General features: G+C 21.3%; 4 protein-coding genes. 3 read left to right on the forward strand and 1 reads right to left on the reverse strand.

What is annotated here, in order from left to right:
- The 3 genes from M0D11_RS05665 to M0D11_RS05675 form a co-directional block, all read left to right on the forward strand.
- On the forward strand, window positions 1–898 hold an 898-nt coding region (locus tag M0D11_RS05665), incomplete at its 5' end, for an NUDIX hydrolase (RefSeq protein ID WP_252320897.1).
- Between the two features lie 17 nt (window positions 899–915).
- Window positions 916–1,293 (forward strand): hypothetical protein, encoded by a 378-nt coding sequence (locus tag M0D11_RS05670; protein ID WP_252320899.1) that lies wholly within the window; start codon window positions 916–918, stop codon window positions 1,291–1,293.
- A 152-nt stretch (window positions 1,294–1,445) separates the two neighbouring features.
- The gene (locus tag M0D11_RS05675; protein WP_252320901.1) at window positions 1,446–1,592 is read left to right on the forward strand and encodes a hypothetical protein; all 147 of its coding nucleotides are present in this window, start codon (window positions 1,446–1,448) and stop codon (window positions 1,590–1,592) included.
- Here the strand turns inward: M0D11_RS05675 and M0D11_RS05680 are convergent.
- Window positions 1,589–2,515: hypothetical protein (locus M0D11_RS05680; RefSeq protein WP_252320903.1), on the reverse strand; the 927-nt coding region annotated here is incomplete at its 5' end. The genes M0D11_RS05675 and M0D11_RS05680 overlap by 4 nt on opposite strands.

Consider the following 2,515-nt stretch of genomic DNA (forward strand, 5'->3'; position numbering starts at 1 on the left):
GAATCCAGAATTTTTAAAATTAGTTAAAGCTGATTATATGCATGGTGTTGAAGAGCCTTGATGCAATAACCAAGGAGTTGCGATATTACCTTATGTTATTAAAAACAATGAATATTATTATTTACTAGTTATAGAAAATAATCCATTATTTAAAGATAAAGAAATTAGTAAATATGGTACTATCACTGGAGGTCTTGAAAATTTTGACCCTTATCAAACAGTAATTAATGAAATGTTAGAAGAAACTGGAATTGATGTTAAAAATGATAAATCAAAAATTTATTATTTAGGTAAACATTATGCAAATAAATCAAGTACAAAATTATGATATTTTTTTTCTATAGATTTAACAATGTTGAATTTGGATTTAACAAAAACATACAAAGGTAGTGGTGATGGAACAGAAGCAGAAAAAGACATCATTGCAAAATTTATAAGTTATGAAAAAATTTGCAAATCTAATGATTCTTTATGTTTAGCAATTTTTGCTAAATGAACTTCTAGAGAAAAAGCAATAAAAGAAAAAGCAAAACAACTATTTAATTTTAAAAATGAAATATTATCTGATAAGTTTTTAACTGGAATTCATCTTAATGAAATTGACCAAGAAAACCCAGAATCAATAATTGACTTTTTACCTAGAGAAAAGTGAAAAGAATTTTTGGAACTTGAAGAAGATTTAAACAATAGTATATTTGATCAACTGCAAAGATTAAGGGATGAAATGTTAATTTCAAATTCATCAAATTTACATGAAGATTTGAAATTACAAGCTAATAAATTTTACCATAAAAATAAAAATATTTTTCAAGAATCTGAAGAAATAAATAAATTAGGTGATGAATATTATTCAGTTCCAAAAATTTATGAAATAAATTCAACTGCACTTCATTTATAAAAAAGGAGTAATTAAATATGAATCAATTTGAAAAACAGAAAATAGAACAATCTATTAAAGATTTTAAGAAAAGTATAGAAAATACTTACACAGAAATATCTTTTTTAGAAAAGAAAAAAATAGAAAAATTTAATAATATACCTTTAAAAGGTATAACTTTTGGTTTTACTGATTGAAATAAAAAAATAAATTCTAAAATAAAATATAACGAATCTATGATAGATTATTTTAATGAAAAAATATCTCAAAGTAATAAAATATTATTAATATTAAATACTAAAAAAGAACCAGCTTTTTTAAAAAAAGTCATAAATAGTATTGATAATAAAATGGAAAAATCTAAATCAATTAAGACTACAAAAGAACGAAAAATAAAAACAGAAATATTTTTATAGGAAGGAAAATAAAATGAAAACATGAATAAAAGCAAATTTTTATAAAATAACATCAATATTAGCATTATTTTTAGCAACAACTGGTTTAATAATTGGTTCAATATCACATCATAAAACAAATGATTTACAATATTATTTAGGACATCAGTATAATGTTTACTGGGGGGGCTGGAACAACTATATGGTCTCACAAAACAAATGATGAACACAAAATAGAGTTATATTTTGGAATTAAACCAGATGAAAGTTATGATATAAAATGAGATGGTGTTTATCCTAATGGATATTTTGATAATTAAATTTCTAAATTAATATAAGAAATATTTTCGTTATATTTATCGAATAAACTAATATTAGTTAGATTTATTTCTTGTTTATCAGTTATTAAAATTAAATGATAATTACCAGCACCAAATATACCACTAATTTCTACCCGATTTAAGTTATTAATCGGGTTTTCAATTTGTAATTCAAATTCACTGTTATTATCAATTTGTAAAATTTCTTTATAAAATTCTAATTTAGAAAATAATTGAGATTTATTTGAACCATATAAATTTAAAGCATTTTCAATTTTATTATTACTAATGATTGCTTTTGTAAAATATTTTCCATATTCACCATTTGCCAATGTTCAATCTGCTGGGATTAACGAAGGTATATTATTAGTTTCTAATTCATTGGTAATTGATAATCAATTGAATTGATTATCATCTAACTTAAATAATTCGTTTTGACTAATATCATTATTTTTTAATTTAATATTATTTAAATTAGTAAAATCAAAATATTTTGATTTTAATATGACTTTTGCATCTTTAAATTTTCAAATATCATCCTTAGTAGGATGTATTGGACTTGATTTTAATTCAAAATAATAAGGTAATAATAATTTATAATCATCATTTAAACCTTTATTAATTGATAATATTGAATAAATATATTCTGATAACATTATAAATATTTGTTTAAATATTTTTACTTGTTTTAAATTAATATAATTAGGATAATCTAATTTTCACTGTTTAAATAAATTGGTAATAACATCTTCTGGTTTTTGTCCTTCAAATTTTGCTCTTAATTTTGCAATTTCATTTTTTGGTTTACCATTATCATTATATGTATCACCTTCAAAATTTCTATTGTAATTATATGTATAACTTAACATGTCTAATAATAGTTGTTGTAAACTATCATTAGTTGGTGCATCTTTAATTTCTAC

The sequence above is a fragment of the Spiroplasma endosymbiont of Lariophagus distinguendus genome (assembly GCF_023846195.1).
Lineage (GTDB): Bacteria > Bacillota_I > Bacilli_A > Mycoplasmatales > VBWQ01 > Spiroplasma_E.